This window comes from Streptomyces sp. NPDC052064, from assembly GCF_055585925.1.
The window spans coordinates 113,618-138,455 of record NZ_JBVJJE010000011.1; the positions used below are offsets into that span (position 1 = coordinate 113,618).

General features: G+C 70.2%; 17 protein-coding genes. 12 read left to right on the forward strand and 5 right to left on the reverse strand.

Annotated elements, in window-relative coordinates:
• Positions 1-142 precede the first annotated feature (142 nt).
• From ACZ6TU_RS28230 to ACZ6TU_RS28275, 10 genes are all read left to right on the forward strand, one after another.
• A complete protein-coding gene (locus ACZ6TU_RS28230; protein WP_467677383.1) occupies positions 143-1,612 on the forward strand; it encodes an aldehyde dehydrogenase family protein in 1,470 nt (489 codons plus the stop codon).
• Positions 1,613-1,632: 20 nt separating this feature from the next.
• Positions 1,633-2,721, forward strand: a complete 1,089-nt coding sequence (locus ACZ6TU_RS28235) for a quaternary amine ABC transporter ATP-binding protein (RefSeq protein ID WP_193478677.1) — start codon at positions 1,633-1,635, stop codon at positions 2,719-2,721.
• Entirely contained in the window at positions 2,721-4,721 is a 2,001-nt protein-coding gene (locus ACZ6TU_RS28240; RefSeq protein WP_469551904.1) for an ABC transporter permease, read from the forward strand. Before ACZ6TU_RS28235 ends, ACZ6TU_RS28240 begins: the two co-directional genes overlap by 1 nt.
• Before the next feature lie 13 nt (positions 4,722-4,734).
• Positions 4,735-5,697 (forward strand): ABC transporter substrate-binding protein, encoded by a 963-nt coding sequence (locus ACZ6TU_RS28245; RefSeq protein ID WP_467677388.1) that lies wholly within the window; start codon positions 4,735-4,737, stop codon positions 5,695-5,697.
• Between the two features lie 227 nt (positions 5,698-5,924).
• Positions 5,925-8,363: a GcvT family protein gene (locus tag ACZ6TU_RS28250; protein ID WP_469551906.1), complete on the forward strand. Its 2,439-nt coding sequence runs from the start codon at positions 5,925-5,927 to the stop codon at positions 8,361-8,363.
• 93 nt (positions 8,364-8,456) lie between these two features.
• A complete protein-coding gene (locus tag ACZ6TU_RS28255) occupies positions 8,457-9,317 on the forward strand; it encodes a bifunctional methylenetetrahydrofolate dehydrogenase/methenyltetrahydrofolate cyclohydrolase (RefSeq protein ID WP_467677392.1) in 861 nt (286 codons plus the stop codon).
• Positions 9,314-10,597 carry a serine hydroxymethyltransferase gene (gene glyA / locus ACZ6TU_RS28260; protein ID WP_467677394.1) on the forward strand — a complete coding sequence of 428 codons (1,284 nt, stop codon included), beginning with the start codon at positions 9,314-9,316 and terminating at the stop codon, positions 10,595-10,597. Before ACZ6TU_RS28255 ends, glyA begins: the two co-directional genes overlap by 4 nt.
• Entirely contained in the window at positions 10,594-11,826 is a 1,233-nt protein-coding gene (locus ACZ6TU_RS28265) for a sarcosine oxidase subunit beta family protein (RefSeq protein WP_467677396.1), read from the forward strand. Before glyA ends, ACZ6TU_RS28265 begins: the two co-directional genes overlap by 4 nt.
• 20 nt (positions 11,827-11,846) lie before the next feature.
• Entirely contained in the window at positions 11,847-15,086 is a 3,240-nt protein-coding gene (locus ACZ6TU_RS28270) for a sarcosine oxidase subunit alpha family protein (protein WP_469551908.1), read from the forward strand.
• Entirely contained in the window at positions 15,079-15,684 is a 606-nt protein-coding gene (locus tag ACZ6TU_RS28275; RefSeq protein ID WP_467677400.1) for a sarcosine oxidase subunit gamma, read from the forward strand. Before ACZ6TU_RS28270 ends, ACZ6TU_RS28275 begins: the two co-directional genes overlap by 8 nt.
• 105 nt (positions 15,685-15,789) lie before the next feature.
• On the opposite strand, the gene ACZ6TU_RS28280 is transcribed toward ACZ6TU_RS28275, so the two are convergent.
• Together ACZ6TU_RS28280 and purU are read right to left on the reverse strand one after the other, a co-directional pair.
• The gene (locus ACZ6TU_RS28280) at positions 15,790-16,581 is read right to left on the reverse strand and encodes an IclR family transcriptional regulator (protein WP_467677402.1); all 792 of its coding nucleotides are present in this window, start codon (positions 16,579-16,581) and stop codon (positions 15,790-15,792) included.
• A gap of 55 nt (positions 16,582-16,636) precedes the next feature.
• Positions 16,637-17,509, reverse strand: a complete 873-nt coding sequence (gene purU / locus ACZ6TU_RS28285; RefSeq protein WP_469551910.1) for a formyltetrahydrofolate deformylase — start codon at positions 17,507-17,509, stop codon at positions 16,637-16,639.
• A gap of 191 nt (positions 17,510-17,700) precedes the next feature.
• Here purU and ACZ6TU_RS28290 point away from each other — a divergent pair, with 191 nt between their 5' ends.
• Both ACZ6TU_RS28290 and ACZ6TU_RS28295 read left to right on the forward strand, forming a co-directional pair.
• Positions 17,701-18,843 carry an aromatic ring-hydroxylating oxygenase subunit alpha gene (locus ACZ6TU_RS28290; RefSeq protein WP_467677406.1) on the forward strand — a complete coding sequence of 381 codons (1,143 nt, stop codon included), beginning with the start codon at positions 17,701-17,703 and terminating at the stop codon, positions 18,841-18,843.
• A 3-nt stretch (positions 18,844-18,846) separates the two neighbouring features.
• Positions 18,847-21,141: an FdhF/YdeP family oxidoreductase gene (locus ACZ6TU_RS28295; RefSeq protein WP_467677408.1), complete on the forward strand. Its 2,295-nt coding sequence runs from the start codon at positions 18,847-18,849 to the stop codon at positions 21,139-21,141.
• A 12-nt stretch (positions 21,142-21,153) separates the two neighbouring features.
• On the opposite strand, the gene mshA is transcribed toward ACZ6TU_RS28295, so the two are convergent.
• From mshA to ACZ6TU_RS28310, 3 genes are read right to left on the reverse strand one after another with little or no spacing between them, the layout of a single operon-like run.
• Positions 21,154-22,437, reverse strand: coding sequence for a D-inositol-3-phosphate glycosyltransferase (gene mshA, locus ACZ6TU_RS28300; protein WP_467677410.1), 1,284 nt, complete (start codon positions 22,435-22,437; stop codon positions 21,154-21,156).
• A complete protein-coding gene (fdhD, locus tag ACZ6TU_RS28305; RefSeq protein WP_467677412.1) occupies positions 22,434-23,285 on the reverse strand; it encodes a formate dehydrogenase accessory sulfurtransferase FdhD in 852 nt (283 codons plus the stop codon). The genes mshA and fdhD overlap by 4 nt, the downstream gene beginning before the upstream one ends.
• Before the next feature lie 31 nt (positions 23,286-23,316).
• Complete coding sequence (locus ACZ6TU_RS28310; protein WP_467677414.1) at positions 23,317-24,699, reverse strand: L-serine ammonia-lyase; 1,383 nt, start codon at positions 24,697-24,699, stop codon at positions 23,317-23,319.
• Between the last annotated feature and the right edge of the window lie 139 nt (positions 24,700-24,838).

Genomic DNA, 24,838 nt, shown 5'->3' on the forward strand with positions numbered 1-24,838 from the left:
GCGTAGTCTCCCCGTGGTTGTCTCCTTGGCGAAACCGTCATCGGTCACCCCCTTGACGTGGGGTGCAGCCTTCTACAGAGTGTTCCACCACAAGCAATACGGTGCACGATGCGCAACGCTATTCGCTCGAAGGGCCCTCGACGTGGCAGACCTGTACGTGGACGGAAAATGGCGGGATCCCGTGGCCGGCGGCCACCGGGACATCCGCTGCCCCGCGGACGGCACGCTTTCCGTGACCGTGTCCGAAGGTACCCGTCCGGACACCGAGGCGGCCATCGCCGCGGCTCGCCGGGCCTTCGACGAGGGGCCCTGGCCGCGCACCTCCGAGCGAGAGCGCGGCGCGCTCCTCCTGCGCACAGCTGACCTGCTCGAACGCGACGCCGACGCGTTCGCCCGCGCCGAATCGCTGGACACCGGTAAACGGCTGGTGGAGAGTGAGTACGACATCGCCGACGTCGTCTCCTGCTTCCGCTACTACGGAGGGCTCGCCGGCACCGACGCCGGCCGGGTGATCGACACAGGCCGCGACGACGCCGTCAGCCGCGTCGTGTACGAGCCGATCGGTGTGTGCGGACTGATCACCCCCTGGAACTACCCGCTGCTCCAGGCGAGTTGGAAGGTCGCGCCCGCTCTCCTCGCGGGCAACACGATCGTCCTCAAGCCCAGTGAACTCACCCCATCGACGTCCATCCTGCTGATGAAGGCACTGGCGGAGGCCGGGCTCCCGGCCGGTGCCGCCAACCTCGTCCTGGGGACCGGACCCGAGGCGGGCGCACCCCTCGCCGAGGACCCCGCCGTCGACATGATCTCCTTCACCGGCGGCCTGGACACCGGCAGACGCATCATGGCCACCGCCGCCGCGACCGTGAAGAAGGTCGCGCTGGAGCTCGGCGGCAAGAACCCCAATGTCGTCTTCGCCGACGCCGACTTCGAGACGGCCGTGGACTTCGCGCTCACGGCCGTCTTCCTGCATTCGGGCCAGGTCTGCTCGGCCGGCGCCCGGCTGATCGTCGAGGACTCGCTGCACGACCGGTTCGTCGACGAGGTGGTCCGCCGCGCCCGGCGGATCCGGCTCGGCGGCCCCTTCGATCCGCGGGCCGATACCGGCCCGCTGATCTCAGCGCAGCACCTGGCGAAGGTCGAGGCGTACGTCGCCGCCGGACTCGCCGAGGGCGCCGTCCTGCGCTGCGGTGGCGAACGCCCCGACGACCCGGCCCTGGCCGACGGCCACTACTACCCGCCCACCGTGCTCGACGAGTGCGGTCAGGACATGCGGGTGGTGCACGAGGAGTCCTTCGGGCCCGTGCTCACGGTGGAGCGCTTCACCGGCGAGGACGACGCCGTACGCATCGCCAACGACACCGAGTACGGACTCGCGGGCGCCGTCTGGACGCAGGACGCGGGGAAGGCCCAGCGGGTCGCCCGCCGGCTGCGTCACGGCACGGTGTGGATCAACGACTACCACCCCTATGTGCCGCAGGCGGAATGGGGTGGGTTCGGGCACTCCGGCGTGGGCCGGGAGCTGGGCCCGACCGGCTTGGACGAGTACCGGGAACCCAAACACATCTGGCAGAACATCCAACCACGGCCGCAGCACTGGTTCCGCGGCTGAACGCCGAAAAGAGGTCGAACATGACCCCAGCAACGACCGAGGTGCCGCAGCGGCGCGGCACACCCCAGGACTCGGCACCCGACCCGGTCATATCCGTACGCGAGCTGTGGAAGGTGTTCGGGCCGAAGGCGGACCAGGTACCGGGCTCCGAGGAACTGCGCGGGCTCACCCGCCGCGAACTGATGGACCGCACCGGATGCACCGCCGCCGTGCGCGACGTGGACTTCGAGGTCTCGCCCGGCGAGGTGTTCGTCGTCATGGGCCTGTCCGGCTCCGGCAAGTCCACCCTGGTGCGCTGTCTGACCCGGCTCATCGAACCCACCGCCGGCGAGATCCTCTTCGAGGGCGAGAACATCCGCGACGCGGACGCGGGCCGCCTGCGCGAACTGCGCCGCAGCAAGTTCTCCATGGTTTTCCAGCACTTCGGGCTGCTGCCGCACCGCCGGGTCGTCGAGAACGTGGCGTTCGGTCTGGAGATCCGCGGCATGAGCCGGGCCGAGCGCACGAGACGGGCGCTGGAGGTCGTCGAACTCGTCGGGCTCTCCGGGTACGAGAGCTCCTACCCGGACCAGCTCTCCGGCGGTATGCAGCAACGCGTGGGTCTCGCCCGCGCACTGGCCGGCGACCCGGACATACTCCTCTTCGACGAGCCGTTCTCCGCGCTCGACCCGCTGATCCGCCGTGACATGCAGAACGAGGTCGTCCGGCTGCATCACGAGGTCGGCAAGACGATGGTGTTCATCACCCACGATCTGTCGGAGGCGCTGCGGCTGGGCGACCGCATCCTCATCATGCGCGACGGCAGGATGGTCCAGTGCGGCACCGGCGACGAACTGGTCGGGGCCCCCGCCGACGACTACGTACGCGACTTCGTCAGGGACGTGCCCCGCGGTGACGTACTGACCCTGCGGTGGATCATGCGCCCGGCGGAGCCCGACGACCCCCTGGACGGTCCCGAGCTCGGCCCGGACGTCGTGGTGAAGGAGGCCACGCGGGCGGTGCTCGCGGCCGAGAAGCCGGTCAAGGTCGTGGAGGACGGCAAGCTGCTCGGCATCGTCGGTGACGAGGAGATCCTCGCGGTGGTCGCCGGGCAGGAAGGCGACGCGTGATGACCGTCGCGATCGAGAAACCGGAGAAGACCGGGACCGTGGAGCCGCCCGCTCCCGCCCGGCGCGTGCGCACGGTCAACCGCGGCGTGGTGGTGGCCGGGATCCTGCTGGTCTGGCTCGTGCTCTTCGCCGTGCTGCGCGGCAAGCAGACACTGTCCCTGGCCGCGGCCGACCTGACCGACCTGCACCGGTGGTTCAACGACGTCAACGACTCGATCGGCGCGAACCGCAACTCCAATCCGCTCTTCCTCTACTTCTTCAACGAGATCCGCCTGGTCATCGACTCCCTGGTGACCTTCGTGCAGGATCTGATCTCGCAGCCGACCCCGGGCCGCCCGGTGCCGCAAGTCGGCTGGCTCGGTGTCGTCGGCGTCGTCGGCTACGTCTCCTGGGCCGTGGGCAACTGGCGGGTCGCGCTGCTGGCCGTGGCCGGCTTCACCTTCCTCGGCCTGCAAGGGCTCTGGCAGGAGAGCATGGACACCCTGGCGCTGACCCTCTCCGCGGTCTTCGTGGCGCTGCTGTTCGCCATTCCCCTGGGCGTGTGGGCCGGGTTGTCGGACCGGGTCAACCGGATCGTGACGCCGTTCCTGGACTTCATGCAGACGATGCCGACCTTCGTCTATCTGGCGCCGCTGACCCTGTTCTTCCTGATCGGTCCCGCCTCCGCCACGATCGCCACCACCATCTACGCGGCTCCACCGGCGATCCGCATCACCGCGCACGCCATCCGCTCCGTACCACAGGCCACCGTCGAGGCGGCGGACTCGATGGGCGCGACTCGGCGGCAGGCGCTGCTGAAGGTCCTGCTTCCGATGTCCAAGCGGACCGTGGTGATGGGCATCAACCAGACCATCATGGCCGCCCTGGCCATGGTGACCATCGCGGCCCTGATCAACGCGCCCGGCCTTGGCGCGACCGTCATCCAGGCCCTGCAGTCACTGGACGTCGGCACGGCCTTCAACGCCGGTCTGGCCATCGTCGTCATGGCCATCGTGCTGGACCGGGTCACCACCGCGGCGAGCGGCCGGGCGGAGACGGCCCGGGGCTCGGACAGTCCCTTCCTCAAGTGGCGGCGGCAGTTGCTCGCGGCGGGCGCGGTGGCGGCAGCGGTGCTGGTGTATCTGTCGCACACCTACATATGGGCGGCCGAGTTCCCCGGCGAGGGCGGCATCGGCAGCGGCATCGCCAGGACGGCGGACGATGTGACCACCTGGGCGCAGGACAACCTGTCGGGCCTCACCAACGCCTTCCGTGACGTGCTCACCAACGGTTTGCTCAATCCGTTCCAGACCCTGCTGACCGACTCGCCGTGGTGGCTCGTCGGCGCCGCCCTCGTCGCGGTCGGCACGGTGCTCGGCGGCTGGCGCGCCGGGGCCACCACCGTCGTGTGTGTGGGCCTGCTGGTCGGTACCGGTGTCTGGTCGGACGCCATGACGACGCTGGCGTCCACCGCGGTGGCGGCGGTGCTGGTGATGCTGCTCGGCGTCGCCCTCGGCGTATGGATGGGCCGCAGTGCGCTCGTGGACCGGCTGCTGAGGCCCTCCCTGGACGCGGCCCAGGTCATGCCGCCGTTCGTCTATCTCGTGCCGTTCCTCGCGCTGTTCGGCGCGACACGGTTCACGGCCATCGTCGCCGCCGTCGTCTACGCGGCGCCGGTCGCCATCAAGATCATCGCCGACGGGGTGCGGGCCGTGCCCGAGGCCACCGTCGAGGCGGCGACGTCCACCGGGTGCAACACCTGGCAGATCATCACCAAGGTCCAACTGCCGATGTCGCGGGGCGCCCTGACCCTCGCGACCAACCAGGGCCTGATCTATGTGCTGTCGATGGTCGTCGTGGGCGGCCTGGTGGGCGCGGGTGCCCTCGGCTACGACGTGGTGGCCGGGTTCTCGCAGGGACAGCTGTACGGCAAGGGACTCGCGGCGGGGCTGGCCATCGTCCTGCTCGGAGTCATGTTCGATCGGATCACTCAGGCAGCGGCTCGCCGCGCCGGCGCATAAGGAGCACCACACCATGGCACGACACTTCAGAGCCGGCGCGGCCGGCCTGGCCGTCCTCGGCCTCACTCTCACGGCCTGCGGCGGCGCGAAGGTCGGCGACGACAGCGCCGGCGGCTCGGGCAGCTCGGGCAAGTGCGGCACCTTCAACCTCGCGATCAACCCCTGGGTGGGCTACGAGGCGAACGCGGCGGTCCTCGCCTACGTCGCCGAGCACGACCTCGGCTGCAAGGTCGAGCAGAAGGATCTGAAGGAGGAGATCGCCTGGCAGGGCTTCGGGACGGGCGAGGTCGACGCCGTCGTCGAGAACTGGGGTCACGACGACCTGAAGAAGAAGTACATCACCCAGCAGAAGACCGCCGTCGACGCGGGCCCGACCGGCAACGAGGGCCTCATCGGCTGGTACGTGCCGCCGTGGCTGGCCAAGGCGCACCCGGACATCTTGGACTGGAAGAACCTGAACAAGTACGCGTCGAAGTTCAAGACCTCGGAGTCGGGCGGAAAGGGGCAGCTCCTCGACGGCGACCCCTCGTACGTCACCAACGACGAGGCGCTGGTGAAGAACCTCAAGCTGGACTTCAAGGTGGTGTACGCGGGCAGCGAGACCGCGCTCATCCAGGCGTACCGCAACGCCGAGAAGAACAAGGAATGGGTGATCGGCTACTTCTACGAGCCGCAGTGGTTCCTGTCCGAGGTGCCGTTGAAGAAGGTCAGCCTGCCCGAGTACAAGGAAGGCTGCGACGCCGACGCCGAGAAGGTCGCCTGCGACTACCCGGTGTACAAACTCGACAAGATCGTCAGCGCCAAGTTCGCCAAGTCGGGCAGCCCGGCCTATGACCTGGTGAAGAACTTCACCTGGACGAACGACGACCAGAACACCGTGGCCAAGTACATCGCGGTGGACAAGATGGCGCCCGAGGCCGCGGCGAAGAAGTGGGTCGAGGCCAACCGCGACAAGGTCGACGCCTGGATCAAGTAGCGCGCACGACCGCCCTGGTGAACCCCGCCGGAAAGGCCCGGCAGGCTGTGTCCGCAGCCTGCCGGGCCTCGTCGTTTTCCGGTGTTTCCTCCCTGCCGCTCCCGGGGGTTTTTCCGGCGTCGCGGACCCCTTGACACGCCTGTCCACGGCGGGCACATTGAGTTGCGCAACCTGAACCCTGTTGCGCAGACAGCAACTGGATCGCTTTCAACGTCGGAGGTGCGGCGATGGCGGGACCCCGGGTGGTCATCATCGGAGCGGGCGTCGTGGGAGCAGCGCTCGCCGATGAGATCTCCGCGCGAGGCTGGACCGAAGTGACCGTGGTCGACCAGGGCCCGCTGCCCGCCACCGGGGGATCGTCGTCGCACGCCCCGGGCCTGGTCTTCCAGACCAACCCCTCCAAGACCATGACGGAGATGGCCCGTTACACCGTCGAGAAGTTCTGCTCGCTCGACGTGGACGGTCAGCCCTGCTTCCTCCAGGTCGGCGGCCTGGAGGTGGCGACCAGCCCGGAGCGCGTCACGGAACTGCAGCGGCGCCACGGCTGGCTCGCCTCCTGGGGCATCGAATCCCGGCTGCTGAGCACCGAGGAGTGCGTCGAGCGGCACCCGCTCGTCAACCCGGACAAGGTCCTCGCCGGTCTCCTCGTGCCCACGGACGGCCTCGCGAAGGCGGTCCTCGCCGTCGAGGCGCAGATCCGCCGGGCCACCGAGCGTGGCGTGCGCTTCCTCGCCCGCCACGAAGTCCTCGACATCCAGCGGGCCGAAGGCCGGGTGACCGGCGTCCTCACCGACCAGGGCGAGATCCCCGCCGACATCGTCGTGTGCTGCGCCGGCATCTGGGGCCCGAAGATCGCCCGGATGTCCGGCATGAACCTCCCGCTCACGCCGCTCGCCCACCAACTCGCCTGGACGGGCCCGGTACCGGCCCTGGCGGGCCAGACGCAGGAGGCGGTCCGCCCGATCCTGCGCCACCAGGACGCCGACCTCTACTACCGCGACCGCTTCGACGGCCTGGGCATCGGCTACTACGGCCACCGCCCGATGCCGATCTCGGCCGACGACATCCTCTCCGTGGACGAGGCCGACGAGATGCCGTCCGTCCTGAAGTTCACCGAGGAGGACTTCGAGGAGGCCTGGAGCGAGACCCAGTCGCTGCTCCCCGCGACCAAGGACGCCAAGGTCGAAGAGGGCATCAACGGCCTGTTCTCCTTCACCACCGACGGCCTGCCGCTGCTCGGCGAATCCCCGGACGTCAAGGGCTTCTGGGTCGCCGAGGCCGTCTGGGTCACCCACTCCGCGGGCGTCGGACGGGCCATGGCCGAATGGCTGGTCGACGGCTACTGCTCCTCGTTCGACCTGCACGAGTGCGACGTCAACCGCTTCGAGCCGCACCAGCTCTCGCCGGAGTACGTCCTGGCCCGCGACTGCCAGAACTTCGTCGAGGTCTACGACATCCTCCACCCCCTCCAGCCGTCGGGGGACCCGCGCCCGATCCGCACGAGCCCGTTCCACGCCCGCCAGCAGGAGCTGGGCGCCTTCTTCCTGGAGGCGAACGGCTGGGAGCGCCCCCAGTGGTACGAGGCCAACGCGGGCCTGGTCGAAGGCCGTTCCATCGTCACCCCCAACGACTGGGCCGCGCGGTACTGGTCGCCCATCGTCGCCGCCGAGGCCCAGACCACCCGTGAGACCGTCGCGATGTACGACATGACGGCCCTCAAGCGGCTCGAGGTCAGCGGGCGCGGTGCCGGCGAGTTCCTGGAGCGGCTGTGCACCGGCAAGGTCGCCAAGTCCGTCGGCTCGGTGACGTACACCCTGCTCCTCGACCACGACGGCGGCATCCGCAGCGACATCACCGTCGCCCGGCTGGCCCCCGACCTCTTCCAGGTCGGCGCCAACGGCAACCTGGACCTCGACTGGTTCACCCGCCACCTCCCCGCCGACGGCACGGTCCAGGTCCGCGACATCACCCCCGGCACCTGCTGCATCGGCCTGTGGGGCCCCCGCGCCCGCGACGTCCTCCAGCCGCTCACCGACGCCGACTTCTCGGCGACCGGCCTGAAGTACTTCCGGGCCAAACGCGCCCACATCGGCTCCGTCCCCGTCACCGCGATGCGGCTGAGCTATGTCGGTGAGCTCGGCTGGGAGCTGTACACCACCGCCGACCTGGGCGGAAAACTGTGGGACACCCTGTGGCAGGCGGCCGAGCCGCTCGGCGGCATCGCGGCCGGCCGCGGCGCGTTCAACAGCCTCCGCCTGGAGAAGGGCTACCGCTCCTTCGGCACGGACATGACCTACGAGCACGACCCCTACGAGGCCGGAGTCGGATTCGCCGTCAAGCTCGACAAGGACGACTTCATCGGCAAGGCGGCGTTGGAGCGGCGTAAGGCCGACGTACGGCGGAAGCTCACCTGTCTCACGATCGACGACCCGAAGGCCGTCGTCATGGGCAAGGAGCCGGTGTACGACGGGGACTGTGCGGTGGGTTACGTCACCAGTGCCGCGTATGGATACACGATCGGCAAGGGCATTGCCTATGCGTGGTTGCCGGTGGAGCTGGCCGCTCCGGGGACCGTTGTGCACATCGGGTACTTCGATCAGTCCGTCGAGGCGGTAGTGGCTGAGGAGCCTTTGTTCGATCCGACGATGTCCCGGCTTCGTGGCTGAGTCTTCGTCTGCGGGCGCGTCGTGGCTTGTCGCGCAGTTCCCCGCGCCCCTAGAGGGCGTTCAAGCTCGGCCTCGTTGGAAGGAACTCACCAGGTGACCGCACAACTGCTCGACGGTAAGGCCACCGCCGCTGTCATTCGCCGCGAACTCTCCGAGCGCGTCGCCAAGCTGACCGCGACCACCGGCCGGGCACCGGGACTGGGCACCGTCCTGGTCGGCGACGACCCCGGTAGCCACGCCTACGTCGGCGGCAAGCACCGCGACTGCGCCCAGGTGGGCATCGCCTCCATCCGCCGGGAGCTGCCCGCCGACGCCTCGCAGCAGCAGGTCGAGGAGACGATCGACGAACTCAACGCCGACCCTGCCTGCACCGGCTACATCGTCCAGCTGCCGCTGCCGCGCCACCTCGACGCCAACGCCGTACTGGAACGCATGGACCCGGCCAAGGACGCCGACGGACTGCACCCCGTCAACCTCGGCCGGCTCGTCCTCGGCGTCGAGGCCCCGCTGCCGTGCACCCCGCGCGGCATCGTCGAACTGCTCCGCCGCCACGACGTGCCCCTCGCCGGAGCGCGGGTGTGCGTGATCGGCCGGGGCATCACCGTCGGGCGGCCCATCGGGCTCCTCCTCACCCGCAGGTCCGAGAACGCCACCGTCACCCTCTGCCACACCGGCACCAAGGGCCTGGCCTGGCACGTACGCGAGGCGGACATCGTCGTCGCTGCCGCCGGCTCGCCCGGACTGATCACCAAGGACATGCTGCGCCCCGGGGCGGCCGTCCTCGATGTCGGTATCACCCGCACCGACCAGGGGCTGGTGGGTGACATCCACCCGGAGGCCGCCCAGGTCGCCGGATGGCTGGCCCCGATGCCCGGGGGTGTGGGCCCCATGACCCGGGCCATGCTGCTCGCCAATGTCGTCGAGGCCGCCGAGAGGAACGCGAACACCGTATGAACGCGCTGAACACCCCCCTGGCGGAGCTGGACCCCGAGGTCCACGCCGCGCTCCGCGCCGAACTGCACCGCCAGCAGTCCACCCTGGAGATGATCGCCTCCGAGAACTTCGCGCCCTCCGCCGTGATGGAGGCCCAGGGCTCGGTCGCGACCAACAAGTACGCCGAGGGCTACCCGGGCCGCCGTTACTACGGTGGCTGCGAACACGTCGACGTCACCGAGCGGCTGGCCATCGAGCGGATCAAGTCCCTCTTCGGCGCGGGCTTCGCCAATGTGCAGCCGCACTCGGGCGCCCAGGCGAACACCGCCGTCTTCTTCGCCCTGCTCCAGCCCGGCGACACCGTCCTCGGTCTCGACCTCGCGCACGGCGGGCACCTCACGCACGGCATGCGCATCAACTACAGCGGCAAGATGCTCAATGTCGTGCCATACCACGTGTCCGAGGCGGACAACCTCGTCGACATGGACGAGGTGGAGCGGCTCGCCAAGGAACACCGCCCCAAGATGATCATCGCGGGCTGGTCGGCGTACCCGAGGCAGCTGGACTTCGCGGAGTTCCGCAGGATCGCCGACGAGGTGGGTGCCCTGTTGATGGTCGACATGGCGCACTTCGCGGGACTGGTGGCGGCGGGACTGCACCCCAACCCCGTACCGCACGCCCACGTCACGACCACCACGACCCACAAGACACTCGGCGGCCCGCGCGGCGGCGTCATCCTCACCAACGAGGCCGACCTCGCCAAGAAGATCAACTCTGCCGTGTTCCCCGGTATGCAGGGCGGCCCCCTGGAGCACGTCATCGCTGCGAAGGCGGTGTCGTTCAAGGTCGCCGCGTCGCCCGAGTTCGCCGAACGCCAGGCCCGCACGCTCGCCGGCTCCCGCATCCTCGCCGAACGCCTCACCCGGCCCGACGCAGCGGCGGCCGGGGTGAAGGTCCTGACCGGAGGCACGGACGTCCACCTGGTCCTGGTCGACCTGCGCGACTCGGAACTCGACGGCCGGCAGGCCGAGGACCTGCTCCACGAGATCGGCATCACCGTCAACCGCAACGCCGTGCCCTTCGACCCGCGCCCGCCCATGGTCACCTCGGGCCTGCGCATCGGCACCCCGGCCCTGGCCACCCGCGGCTTCACCGAGGCGGACTTCGCCGAGGTCGCGGACGTGATCGCCCTCGCCCTCCAGCCGGAGCCGGACGTGGCCGCCCTGCGCGCCCGCACGGAGGCCCTGGCCGCCAAGCACCCGCTCTACCCCCACCTGTCCGAAGACGGAGATGCCCGATGAGCCCCCGCACCCCAGGCGCCGAGCTCCCCGAACACCCCGACTGGCTGTGGCGCAACCCCGAGCCGAAGCGCTCGTACGACGTCGTCGTCGTGGGCGGCGGCGGCCACGGCCTGGCCACCGCCCACTACCTGGCGAAGAACCACGGCATCACCAACGTCGCCGTGCTGGAGAAGGGCTGGCTGGCGGGCGGCAACATGGCCCGCAACACCACGATCATCCGTTCCAACTACCTGTGGGACGAGAGCGCCGGCATCTACGAGCACGCGCTCAAGCTGTGGGAGGGGCTGGCGGACGAGCTCGACTACCCGATCCTGTTCTCCCAGCGTGGCGTACTGAACCTCGCCCACAGCCTCCAGGACGTCCGCGACAGCGTGCGCCGCGTCGAGGCCAACCGCCTCAACGGCGTGGACGCCGAGTGGCTCGACGCGGACGGCGTCAAGGACGTCTGCCCGATCGTCAACATCTCCCCGGACGTGCGCTATCCGGTCCTGGGCGCGACCTACCAGCCGCGCGCGGGCATCGCCAAGCACGACCACGTGGCGTGGGGCCTGGCCCGCTCAGCCGACGCCGCCGGGATCGACATCATCCAGAACTGCGAGGTGACAGGCCTCGACGTCGTCGGCAACCGGGTGGTGGGAGTCCAGACCACCCGGGGACCGATCGCGGCCGGCAAGGTCGCGCTCTGCTCGGCGGGCCACACCTCGGTCCTGGCGGCCATGGCGGGCGTCGAACTCCCCGTCCAGAGCCACCCCCTGCAGGCCCTGGTGTCGGAGTTGCTGGAGCCGGTGCACCCGACGGTCGTCATGTCCAACGCGGTCCACGTGTACGTCAGCCAGGCCCACAAGGGCGAGCTGGTGATGGGCGCGGGCATCGACGCGTACAACTCCTACACCCAGCGCGGCGCCTTCCACATCATCGAAGAGCAGATGTCGGCGGCCCTGGAACTCTTCCCGGTCTTCGCCCGCGCCCACGTCCTGCGCACCTGGGGCGGCATCGTCGACGTCAGCCCCGACGCCTCACCGATCATCGGCCTCAGCCCGGTCGACAACCTCTACCTCAACTGCGGCTGGGGAACCGGCGGTTTCAAGGCCACCCCGGGCGTCGGCTGGGTCTACGCCCACACCATCGCCCACGACACACCGCATCCGCTGAACGCCCCCTTCTCGCTCGACCGTTTCACCACCGGCGCGCTCGTCGACGAGCACGGCGCGGCCGCGGTCGCCCACTAGGACCATCAGGGAGCCGACCCATGCTGCTGATCCCCTGCCCGTGGTGCGGGCCCCGCGACGAGGCCGAGTTCCACTATGGCGGCCAGGCCCATGTGCCGTACCCGCAGGACCCGTCCTCCCTCACCGACGAGGAGTGGGCCCGCTACCTCTTCTTCCGCGACAACCCGAGGGGCCCCTTCGCCGAGCGCTGGAGCCATGCGGCGGGCTGCCGCCGCTGGTTCAACGCGGTGCGGGACACGTCGACCAACGAGATTCTGACGGTTTACCGGGCGGGGGAGGAGCGCCCTGCCACCTTCGAGTCGCGTTCAGTGCATTCAGCCCGTCCTGCGCTTGAGGACGAGGCCGTCCAGGCCGAAGGGGGGCCCGGGGGCGCAGCCCTCGGCGGGGTCGAAGGGGCAGAGCCCCTTCAGGACGGGAAGGGTAAGGGCGGCGGGGGCGAAACCACCCAGTCGTTCCGCCACCCCGCCCGCGGCCGAATCCACCGCGACACCCCGATCACCTTCACCTTCGACGGCACCGCATACCAGGGCTACAGGGGCGACACCCTCGCCTCCGCCCTCCTCGCCAACGGCGTCATCGAGACCGGCACCAGCATCAAGCTGGGCCGCCCACGCGGCATCTTCTCGGTCGGCGTCGAGGAACCCAACGCGGTCGTCCAGATCGAGGCCCCGTTCCCCGAGCCCATGCTCCCCGCCACCACCGTCGAGCTCTACGACGGCCTCGTCGCGACCAGTCTCCCCGGCCAGGGCCGCCTCGCCACCGACCCGGACCCGGCCCGCTACGACGCCGTGCACACCCACTGCGACCTCCTGGTCGTGGGCGCGGGCCCGGCCGGCCTCGCCGCAGCGCAAGCCGCCGCCCGATCAGGTGCCCGCGTCATCCTCGCCGACGACCAGCCGGAACCCGGCGGCAGCCTCCTCGGCACCGGCGAACACCTCGACTGGGTGACCGAGGCGACCGCCCGGCTCGACGCCGCCCCCCACGTGCGCGTCCTGCGCCGCACCACCGTCTTCGGTTACTACGACGACAACCACCTGCTCGCCGTGGAGCGCCGCACCAACCACTTGGGCGCCGAGGCCCCCGAGAACGTCTCCCGCGAACGCGTCTGGCGCATCCGCGCCCGCCGCGTCGTCCTCGCCACCGGCGCGCACGAACGGTCGCTGGCCTTCGCGGACAACGACCGTCCGGGCGTGATGCTGGCTGCCTCAGCCCGCGCCTACGCCAACCGCCACGGCGTCCTGCCCGGCCGCCGCGCGGTCGTCTTCACCACCAACGACAGCGCCTACGCGGCGGCCCTGGACCTCGCCGCGGCGGGCGTGGCCATCGAGGCCGTCGTCGACACCCGCACCGGACCGGGGGAGTGGGCGACGCGCGCCCGGCAGGCAGGCATCGAGGTGCTGACGGGGCACGCCGTCACCGCCACGGACGGCGCCCCCCGGCTCACCTCCGTGACCGTCGCCCCGTACGGACAGTCCGCGGGACAGCGGGAGTTCGCCGCCGACCTGCTCCTGGTCTCCGGCGGCTGGAACCCGGTGGCACACCTGTTCAGCCAGGCGGGAGGCAAGCTCCGCTACGACGAGCAACTCGGCACGTTCGTCCCCGACACCTGCCGTCAGGCGGTCGAGGTCGCGGGCGCCGCGAGCGGTGTCTTCGACCTGGCCCGGGCCCTCGCGCAAGGAGCGGCCGCCGGCGCCCGCGCGATCGAGGCCGAGGGCTACACCGCGGAGGAGGTCCACCTGCCCCAGGTGGCCACACCGCCGCAGACACCGCCCATGCGGGTCTTCACCGTCCCGGGCCGAGAAGGCGCCCCGCGCTTCGTCGACCTGCAACGCGACGTCACCGTCGAGGACCTGGCCCGGGCGACCGGCGCCGGCATGCGCTCCGTCGAGCACACCAAGCGCTACACCACGGCCGGCACGGCGAACGACCAGGGCAAGACCTCCGGCGTCCTGGCCAGTGGCGTCGTCGCCGAACTGCTCGGCGTGGACATCTCCGCACTCGGCACCACCACCTTCCGGCCGCCGTACACCCCGGTCTCCTTCGCCGCTCTCGCCGGCCGCGACCGTGGTGCCCTGCTCGACCCGATCCGCACCACCGCCCTGCACGAGTGGCATGTCGCGCACGGCGCCCTGTTCGAGAACGTCGGCCAGTGGAAGCGGCCCTGGTACTACCCGCAGGACGGCGAGGACATGGAGACGGCCGTCCTGCGCGAGTGCGCCGCCGCCCGCGAGGGCGTCGCCTTCATGGACGCCTCCACCCTCGGCAAGATCGACGTCCAGGGCCCGGACGCCGGCGTCTTCCTCGACCTGCTCTACACCAACATGATGAGCACCCTGAAGGTCGGCATGATCCGCTACGGCGTGATGTGCCGCCCGGACGGAATGGTCTTCGACGACGGCACGGTGATCCGCCTCGACCAGGACCGCTACCTGGTCACCACCACGACGGGCAACGCCGCCGCCGTGCTGGACTGGATGGAGGAGTGGCTCCAGACGGAGTGGCCCGAACTGCGCGTCCACTGCACGTCGGTGACCGAGCAGTGGGCCACCGTCGCCCTGGTCGGGCCCCGCTCCCGCGAGGTACTCGGCTCGCTCGCGCCTCGACTCGCCGTCGCGAACGAGGACTTCCCGTTCATGGCGTGGCGCGAGACGTCCGTCGCCAGCATCGACGCGCGCGTGTGCCGGATCAGCTTCTCCGGTGAACTCGCCTATGAGATCAACGTGTCACCGTGGGAGGCCCTCGCCCTGTGGGAGGCGCTGTACGAGGCCGGCGCCCCGTACGGCATCACCCCGTACGGCACGGAGACCATGCACGTCCTGCGCGCGGAGAAGGGCTATCCGATCGTCGGCCAGGACACCGACGGCACCGTGACACCGCAGGACCTCGGCATGAGCTGGGTGGTCTCGAAGAAGAAGCGGGACTTCATCGGCAAGCGGTCCCACGCCCGTGCCGACACCGCCCGCCCCGACCGCAAGCATCTGGTCGGTCTGCTTCCGGAGGACCCGGGCACGTTCCTCCCCGAGGGCACGCACCTGGTCGCCGGCAGTGTGCTGCCCGCGCCGCCCGTCCCGATGCTCGGCCACGTCACGTCCAGCTACCGCAGCGCGGCCCTCGGCCGTACCTTCGCCCTGGCGCTGGTCAAGGGCGGCCGGGACCGCATCGGTGAGCGACTCTATGCCCCCGTGGGCGACCGGCTGGTCCCGGTGACCGTCGCGAGCCCCGTCCTCTACGACCCCGAGGGAGCCCGCCGCGATGGCTGACACCGCCGTTACCACCCCGCTCCGCAGCCCCCTGTCGCATGCCGCCGACCGACTGGCCACCGCGACCCGCACCTCCGGGGGCGCGATCCGGCTGGCGGAACTGCCCTTCCTGACCCAGATCAATGTGCGCCTCGACCTCAAGGGGGCGGCGGCGGACGCCGTGGGACTGGCGCTGGGTCTCCAACTTCCCGTCGAGCCCGACACCGTGGTCCGCGCCGGGGAGCTGACCGTGCTGTGGCTCGGCCCCGACGAGTGGCTCGTGGTGGGCCCGCCGGGCGGTCAGCAAGACCTGGAGAGCCGGATCCGTGAGGCCGCGGGCGACGAGCCCGTGTCCGTCATCGATGTCTCGGCCCAGCGCACCACGCTCCTCGTCGCGGGTCCCCGGGCCCGCGACGTGCTGGCACACGGCTGCTCGCTGGATCTCCACCCGCGGGCCTTCGGGCCGGGTCGCTGCGCCCAGACGAACCTGGGCCGCACTCAGGTCGTCCTGGTCGCCCGTGACGACCCCAGTGCCGGTTTCTGGGTGCTGGTCCGTTCGTCCTTCGCCGGCTACCTGACGGACTGGCTGCTGGACGCGGCTGTGGAGTGGACGGGCTGACGCGGGCACATGCAGGCGGCGGTCGGTGATCCGGACACCGGATCACCGACCGCCGCATGTCATGAGGTCCTGCCCTGTCAGCGACCGAGTCGGGCCTCCCGGGCCTCAGCCCGCATACCCGAGACGGCGGCTGATCTCGTCCGCTCCCGTGACCAGCAGCGGCGCGAGTTCGCGCAACCGCTCGTCGGTCAGCCGGAAGGCCGGCCCCGACGCGCTGAGGGCGGCGACGACCTCGCCTTCTTCCGAACGCACGGGAGCGGACAGGGCGTTGAGGCCCTCCTCGTATTCCTCCAGCGTGATGGCATAGCCCTGCTCCCGGGCTTCGGACAGGTCCGCCTCCAGCTTCTTCCTGGAGGTCACCGTGCGCGGTGTCAGACGGGGCAGACCGGCCTCGGCGAGGAGCTCGTCGCGGGCCTCGCGGTCGAGGTGGGCCAGGAGGATCTTGCCGCTCGACGTGCAGTGCAGCGGCGTCAGCCGTCCCACCCAGTTCTGCGCGGCGATGGCGGACGAGCCGCGCACCTGGTAGAGGTTGATCGCGTGGGGGGACTCGAGCACGGCGATGTTCAGCGTCTCGCCCACATCGTCGACGAGACGCTCACAGATCCCGCGCCCGTGTCTGGTGACGGCGATGCGGCCCGTCACGGCGCCGGCCAGGCGCACGACGCCGAAGCCGAGACGGTACTTTCCGCGTTCGCTCTCCTGCTCGACCATCCCATGCGCTTCCAGCGCGCCGAGCAGACGGAAAGCGGTGGACTTGTGGACGTCGATCGCCGCGGCCACCTCACTCACGCCCGCCTCGCCGTGCTGGGCGAGGATCTCCAGCACGGCGACAGCACGGTCAACGGATTGCACTCCGCCACTGGGAGAGCCTGCGGACTCAGCGCCGTAGTTGCTCATGGCGAAACCCTAAGTGAAATGGTCAACAGGCGTGAGGGGGCGGACGTCATTTTCCTCAGCGGAAGACGACCGTACGGTTGCCGTTGACCATGATGCGGCTCTGGCTGTGCCATTCCACCGCCCGTGCCAGGACCTGCGCCTCGACGTCGCGCCCCAGGGCGACCATGCTGTCGGGGCCCTGTGAGTGGTTCACACGGATGACGTCCTGCTCGATGATGGGTCCCTCGTCGAGGTCCGGGGTGACGTAGTGGGCCGTCGCTCCGACGAGCTTGACGCCGCGGTCGTGCGCCTGGACATAAGGGCGAGCGCCCTTGAAGCTAGGCAGGAACGAGTGGTGGATGTTGATCGCCCGGCCTTCGAGCTGCTTGCACAGGTCGTTCGACAGGATCTGCATGTAGCGGGCGAGAACCACCAGGTCGATGTCCAGTTCATCGACGAGTTCCAGCAGCCGCGCCTCCGCCTCGGGCCTCGTCTCCCGGGTGACGGGCACGTGGTGGAAGGGGATTCCGTAGCTCTCGGCGAGCGGCTCGAAGTCCCGGTGGTTGGAGACGATCGCCGGTACCTCGATGTTCAGCGCGCCGGTGCGCCAGCGGAAGAGCAGGTCGTTCAGGCAGTGCCCGAACTTCGACACCATGATCAGCGTGCGCGTCGGCGTCGAGGCCTCGTACAGCTGCCAGGTGATCCGGTACGCCTCCGCGACCTGGGCGAAGCCGGATTTCAGGTCCTCCAGCGACGTGCCCGGGTCCGAGACGTCGAAGTGCACCCGCATGAAGAAGCGGTCCTGCAGCCGGTCGTCGAACTGCTGGCTCTCCTGGATGTTCCCGGAATTCCGGACCAGGAAGCCGGTGACGGCGTGGACGAGGCCCAAGCGGTCGGGGCACGACAGGGTGAGGACGAACTCGCGGCCGGTTGTGGGTCCAAGAGACACGGAGCCCTCCCAGAGAAGTGCGTATTACGCAACAGCCTGACTGATACGCAACATGCTCCTGGCTGCGACGGTCTGCGGTCAAGGGCTTGACAGTGCTTCGGGTGGGCTGCACCGTGAGTTGCGTAGCAAGAAGCTCGTTGCACATGAGGCAACCACTCGCCCGTCCGAGGCGCTTCACTCCGAGGTGAACCATGACTACGACCGGCCTGCCGGAGAGCCTGATCGCGACCCTCCCCGGTGACCACTACACGGACCCGGAGATCTTCCGCCTGGAGCAGGAACACATCTTTGAATCCATGTGGTTCTGCGCGGCACGCTCGTCGGAACTGTCGAAGCCGGGCGCCTTCCGGACCGTGGACGTCGGGCGGGAGAGCGTCCTGCTGACCCGGTCGCGGGACAACTCCGTCCGGGCCTTCTTCAACGTGTGCCGGCACCGGGGCGCGAAGCTGTGCACGCAGGAGTCCGGCGAGGTGAAGCGGGCCTTCCAGTGCCCGTACCACGCGTGGACGTACGACCTGAACGGCAAACTCGTCGCGGCCCCGAACCTGACGAAGATGCCGGACATCGGCCGCACGGAGTACGGCCTGGCGAGCGTGGCGGTACGCGAGTGGCTGGGTTATGTGTGGGTGTGCCTGGCCGAGAACCCGCCCTCGTTCGAGGAGTCGGTGATCGCGGACGTGGTCGCGCGCCTGGGCGATGTGGAGTCCATCGAGCGGTACGACGTCGAGAGCCTGGAGGTCGGCCGGCGGATCGTCTACGACGTCAAGGCCAACTGGAAGCTGATCATCGAGAACTTCATGGAGTGCTACCACTGCGCGACCATCCACCCCGAGCTGACCGAGGTCCTCCCGGAGTTCGCCGACGGCTACGCGGCGCAGTTCTACGTGGGACACGGCGCCGAGTTCGGCTCGGACGTCCAGGGCTTCACCGTGGACGGATCGCAGGGCCTGGACCGTATCCCCACGGTCTCCGAGGAGCAGGACCGCCGGTACTACGCGATCACGGTGCGCCCGCAGGTGTTCATCAACCTGGTCCCCGACCACGTCATCTTCCACCGGATGTTCCCGGTGGCGGTCGACCGCACGATCGTGGAATGTGACTGGCTGTACCTGAAGGGCGTGGTGGAGAGCGGCCGGGACGTGAGCCGGTCGGTCGAGCTGTTCGACCGCGTCAACCGGCAGGACTTCGACGCCTGTGAGCGCTGCCAGCCCGCCATGAGCTCCCGGCTGTACGCCAAGGGCGGAGTCCTCGTGCCCAGCGAGCACCACATCGGCGAGTTCCACGACTGGGTCCAGGACCGCCTCGGCACCCGCGCGAACCTCGCGGAGCGCTAGGCGATGACCCGCAAGGCACCTGCCGAGGACCCCGGTGACTCCCGTCTGCGGGTGGGCCCGCCGAAGGAATACGCCGCGGGCGTTCCCGCGGTCACGTCCTCGCTGCGCCACGCCCACGCGCAGATGGGCGTCCGCCGCAGTCTGCTGACGCTGCTGAGCGTCAACCAGAAGACGGGATTCGACTGCCCGGGATGCGCCTGGCCCGAGCCCGAGCACCGGCACCGTGCCGAGTTCTGCGAGAACGGCGCGAAAGCGGTGGCCGAGGAGGCGACCCTGCGCCGGGTCGGCCCCGGCTTCTTCGCCGAGCACACCCTGGCGGAGCTGGCCGGACGCAGCGACTACTGGCTCGGTCAGCAGGGCCGCCTCACCCACCCCATGTACCGCCCAGCGGACAGCGACCGATACCGGCAGATCTCCTGGGACGAGGCGTTCGCCGTCATCGCCCGGGAGCTGGGCGCTCTCGACACTCCCGACCAGGCCGCTTTCTACACCTCCGGCCGGGCGAGCAACGAGGCCGCCTTCCTCTACCAGCTGTTCGTCCGGCTCCTCGGCACCAACAACCTGCCGGACTGCTCCAACATGTGCCACGAGTCGAGCGGCTCCGCCCTGACCGAGACCATCGGCATCGGCAAGGGCAGCGTCCGGCTGGAGGACCTGTACGAGGCCGACCTGATCCTCGTCGTCGGGCAGAACCCGGGCACCAACCATCCCCGGATGCTCTCGGCGCTCGAGACGGCCAAGGACAAGGGGGCCCGCGTCATCACGGTCAACCCCCTCCCCGAAGCGGGCCTGTTGCGTTTCAAGAACCCCCAGCGGCCCTCCGGCGTGCTGGGGACCGGAACCCAACTCTCCGACCAGTTCCTGCAGATCAGGCTCGGCGGCGACCAGGCCCTCTTCCAGGCCTTCAACCGCATGCTCCTGGAGGCGGAGGACGACGCTCCCGGCACGGTCCTCGACCGTGACTTCATCGTCGCGCACACCCACGGCTTCGAGGAGTACGCCGAGCAGGCCCGCAAGACGCACTGGGACGACGTCCTGGAGGCGACCGGCCTGTCGGAGCGGGAGATCCGGGAGGCGTTCCAGGAGGTACTGTCCGCCCGGAAGATCGTCGTGTGCTGGGCCATGGGCCTCACCCAGCACCGCCACTCGGTGCCGACCATCCGCGAGGTCGTCAACTTCCTGCTGCTGCGGGGCAACATCGGACGCCCCGGTGCCGGCTTGTGCCCCGTGCGCGGGCATTCCAATGTCCAGGGCGACCGGACCATGGGCATCCATGAGAAGCCGGACGCCGCCTTCCTCGACGCGCTCGGCGCGGAGTTCGGTTTCGCGCCGCCCCGTCGGCACGGCCACGACGCGGTGGAGAGCATCCGGGCCATGCGCGACGGCCGGGTACGGGTCTTCGTCGCGCTCGGCGGCAACTTCGTCTCCGCCGCTCCGGACACCGAACTCACCGAGCGAGCTCTGCGCAACTGCGAGCTCACGGTGCAGATCTCCACCAAGCTCAACCGGTCCCACGCGGTGGCCGGCCGCCAGGCGCTCATCCTGCCCTGCCTGGGCCGCACCGAAGCCGACCTGCGGCCCACCGGGGAGCAACGGGTGACGGTGGAGGACTCCATGGGCATGGTGCACCTCTCGCGTGGCCGCCTTGTGCCCGCCTCCGACACCCTGCTGAGCGAGGTCGCGATCATCTGCCGGATGGCGAACGCGACCCTCGACAGCGGTGGTCCGCAGGTGCCCTGGGCCGACTTCGAAGCGGACTACGACCGCATCCGGGACAGGATCGCCCGGGTGATCCCCGGCTTCGAGGACTTCAACGCCCGGGTGCGCCGGCCGGGCGGCTTCGCCCTGCCACACCCGCCACGCGACGAGAGGCGCTTCCCCACCAGGACCGGGCTCGCCAACTTCACCGTCAACCCACTGGATGTGCTGCGCGTCCCGCAGGGGCGGCTGCTCCTCCAGACCATCCGTTCGCACGACCAGTACAACACCACCATCTACGGCCTGGACGACCGCTACCGGGGCATCCACCAGGGCCGCAGGGTGCTCTTCGTCCACCCGGACGACCTCGCCGCGCACGGCCTGACCGACGGCGATCCGGTCGACATCGTCAGCGAGTTCTCCGACGGGGTCGAGCGCCGGGCACCGGCCTTCCGAACGGTCGCCTACCCCACCCCGCGCGGCTGCTGCGCCGCCTACTTCCCCGAGACCAACGTCCTCGTACCGCTGGACTCGACCGCGGAGGTCAGCAACACCCCGACGTCCAAGTCCGTCGTGGTCCGGCTGGAACCGGCGCGCTGACCGGACTGCCGGTCAGTCACGCTCCCACGCAGCCTCGCGCATTGCCGCCGCGTACACGTCCGCCGTGGCCGCGGCGGACGTGTCCCAGCCGAACGACTCGGCGTGCCGGGCGGCGGCCGCGCCCATCCGGGCCGAGAGCGTCGGGTCGTCGGCGAAGCGGCGCAGCGCCCGCGCGTAGTCCGCGGGCCTGTGCCCCGGCACCAGGACGCCGCTCACTCCGTCCCGAACGGCCACCGGCAGGCCGCCGACCGCGGCCGCGATCACGGGCGTGCCGCAGGCCTGCGCCTCGGCGGCCACCAGGCCGAAGGACTCGCTGTAGGAGGGCATGACCAGCACGGTCGCCGCCCGGTACCAGTCCGCGAGCTCCGCCTGTCCCGTCGGCGGACGGAACAGCACCACATCACCGATGCCGAGCTGGGCGGCGAGCTTCTGCAACTCCTCCGGCCTGGCCAGGCCCCTGCCGCTCGGCCCGCCCACGACCGGCACGACGATCCGCTCGCGCAGCCGCGGCCGGTCCACCAGCAGTCGGGCCACCGCACGCAGCAGTATGTCCGGAGCCTTGAGCGGCTGGATGCGGCCGGCGAAGAGCGGGATGAGTGCCTCCGGCGGCAGCCCGAGCCTGGCCCGGGCGGCGGCCCGGCCGGCCTCGACTCCGCGAGGATCGGGCCGGAAGCGGTTCAGGTTCACGCCGGGGTGCACGACCGCGACCCTGCCGGGTTCGGCGTCGTAGTGCCGGCACAACTCGTCCGCTTCCTTCGCCGTGTTGGCGATGAGCCGGTGGGCGCCCCGGACGACCCGGGTCTCCCCGAGCACGCGGGACTCGGGTTCGGGGGTGTCGCCCTCGGCGAGGGACGCGTTCTTGACCAGGGCCATGGTGTGCATGGCGTGCACGAGCGGTACGCGCCGGCGTTCGGCGGTGAGCCGGCCGACCTGCCCGGACAGCCAGTAGTGCGAGTGCACGACGTCGTAGTACCCGGGGCGCTGCCCGGCCCAGACCCGCGCCACTCCCTGCGTGAAGTCGCGCAGCCGCGCCGGCAGCTCCTCCTTGGCCAGACCCTCGTAGGGGCCGGCGACCACATGCCGCGCGAGCACGCCCGGCGCGAGCTCGACGGTGGGCGGCAGCGCCGCCGAGGTCGCCCGGGTGAAGATCTCCACCTCGATGCCGATCGCGGCCAGGCACGTGGCGAGTTCGACGATGTAGACGTTCATGCCGCCCGCGTCGCCGGTGCCCGGCTGGTGCAGGGGCGAGGTGTGCACGCTGAACATCGCGACGCGGCGGGGGCGGCGACGGCTCACTCCGGGCGACCCCCTCGCGGCCCCAGGGCGATGCGCTGCTCGCCGGCGTACACGTTCATGGAGCTGCCGCGCAGGAAACCGACCAGCGTGAGGCCCGTCTCCGCCGCCAGGTCCACCGCGAGGGAGGAGGGCGCGGAGACCGCGGCCAGCACCGGGATGCCGGCCATGACCGACTTCTGCGCCAGCTCGAAGGACGCGCGACCGGAGACCAGCAGGATGGTCCGGGACAGCGGCAGCGCGCCGGACCGCAGCGCGCGTCCGATCAGTTTGTCGACCGCGTTGTGACGGCCCACGTCCTCCCGCAGATCCAGCAGTTCCCCCTCCGCCGAGAACAGCCCCGCGGCATGCAGACCCCCGGTGCGGTCGAACACCCGCTGCGCGGCCCGCAGCCGGTCGGGGAGGACGGTCAGCAGATCGGGAGCGACCCGGACCGGGGGAGTGTCGGCGATCGGCCAACGTGCGGTGGTCCGCACGGCGTCCAGGCTCGCCTTGCCGCACAGACCGCACGAGGAGGTGGTGTACACGTTTCGCTCCAGCGAGATGTCCGGCACCGCCACGCCGGGCGCGAGCCGCACGTCGACGACGTTGTACGTGTTGGAGCCGTCAGTCGTAGCGCCCGCGCAGTACACGATGTTCGCCACCTCCTCGTCCCGGCCGAGGACGCCCTCGCTCACCAGGAACCCGGCGGCCAGCGCGAAGTCGTCTCCGGGTGTGCGCATGGTGATCGCGAGAGGCTTGCCGTTCAGCCGGATCTCCAGCGGCTCCTCCGCCACCAGGGTGTCCGGCCGGCTGCCCACCGCCCCGTCCCGGATGCGCAGTACGCGCCGTCGCTCGGTGACCCGTCCCACGCAGTGCTCCCAGATCTCGGCTGCCGCGTCGTCAGCACTCGATGACGTTGACCGCGAGCCCGCCGCGGGCCGTCTCCTTGTACTTGACCTTCATGTCGGCGCCCGTGTCCTTCATGGTCTTGATGACCTTGTCCAGGGAGACGTGGTGGCGGCCGTCGCCCCGCAGGGCCATCCGGGCAGCGGTGACGGCCTTGACCGCCGCCATGCCGTTGCGCTCGATGCACGGGATCTGCACCAGGCCGCCGACCGGGTCGCAGGTCAGGCCCAGGTTGTGTTCCATGCCGATCTCGGCGGCGTTCTCCACCTGTTCGGGCGAGCCGCCGAGTACCTCCGCGAGGCCGCCCGCGGCCATGGAGCAGGCGGCGCCGACCTCGCCCTGGCAGCCGACCTCGGCGCCCGAGATCGAGGCGTTCTCCTTGAACAGCAGGCCGATGGCGCCGGCCGCCAGCAGGAACCGGACCACTGCGTCGTCGTCGGCTCCGTGCACGAAGTTGACGTAGTAGTGCAGGACCGCCGGGATGATGCCGGCCGCGCCGTTCGTCGGGGCGGTGACCACCCGGCCGCCGGCCGCGTTCTCCTCGTTGACCGCCATGGCGTAGAGGGTCACCCACTCCAAAGCCCGCCCCGCCGGGTCGCCCTCGGCCCGCAGCGCCTTGGCCACGGCGGTCGCCCGGCGGCGGACCCTGAGCCCGCCCGGCAGGATCCCCTCACAGGACAGGCCGCGTGCCACGCACTCCCGCATCACGCGCCAGATCTCCAGCAGTCCCGCGCGGATCTCCTCGTCGGTCCGCCAGGCCCGTTCGTTCTCCAGCATCAGCGCCGAGATCGACAGACCCGTCTCCCGGGTCAGGCGCAGCAGCTCGTCGCCGCTGGCGAACGGGTACTTCACCACCGTGTCGTCGACCTTGACCCGGTCCGCACCGACGGCGTCCTCGTCGACGACGAACCCGCCGCCGACCGAGTAGTAGGTGGCCTCCAGCAAGGACAGCCCCTCGACGTCGTACGCGAACAGAGTCATGCCGTTGGCGTGGTACGGCAGGGAACGGCGGCGGTGCAGGACCAACTGCCGCTCCGTGTCGAAACGGATCTCGTGGGTGTCGCCGAGCTCGCGGCCCAGCAGCCGCAGCCTTCCCGTCGCCCTGATCCGCTCGACGTCGCCTTCGGCCACGCCGACGTCCACCGTGTGCGGCTCGTTGCCCTCCAGACCGAGCAGGACGGCCTTCGGGGTGCCGTGACCGTGGCCGGTGGCCCCCAGCGACCCGAAGAGCTCGGCCCGTACCGACGCCGTCCGCGCGAGCAGATCCTCCTTCTCCAGCCTGCCGGCGAACATGCGGGCGGCCCGCATGGGACCGACCGTGTGCGAACTGGACGGGCCTATGCCGATGGAGAAGAGGTCGAAGACGGAGATGGCCACGAGCGGGCTCCCTTGTCTGCGCGTGGGTGTGGCGGGAGGTGCGAGCGAAACCTCTCGACCGCGGATGCTCTGGTTTCTGATGAAGCAACCAGCATCTCTATGCGCAACAGCTTTTCTTCTGTGTTCCAGGTTGTCAAGA